The organism is Pseudomonas sp. HY2-MNA-CIBAN-0224, from assembly GCF_040310285.1.
Classification (GTDB): domain Bacteria; phylum Pseudomonadota; class Gammaproteobacteria; order Pseudomonadales; family Pseudomonadaceae; genus Aquipseudomonas; species Aquipseudomonas helleri.
Genome location: NZ_JBEOPQ010000954.1, coordinates 1 through 231 on the forward strand (window position 1 = coordinate 1; position 231 = coordinate 231).

A 231-nucleotide genomic window follows, 5' to 3' on the forward strand; every position below is an offset into this window, starting at 1 on the left:
GGTTACTCCAATCCGATAATTTCTGAGGTGAGATATAAAGAAGACTATAAAGTACGTTCTAAGAAAATAAAAGATTGTAGCGATAAAGAGCTTAGAATTATTAATACACATTTTTCTAAGAATTATGTTTTTTCACCCATAAAAAAGGTGCGTAGTGAAATACTTAACAAAGTTTTTATAGTCAACACTTGTGTTGAATGTGGTTTTGTCATAGATAGAGATGGTCAATAT

1 protein-coding gene is annotated in these 231 nt (G+C 29.4%); it reads left to right on the top strand.

Going from position 1 to position 231, the window contains the following annotated elements:
* Positions 1–231, top strand: a 231-nt coding sequence (locus AAEZ03_RS29075) for a hypothetical protein (RefSeq protein ID WP_350583482.1), incomplete at both ends; no start/stop codon positions are given.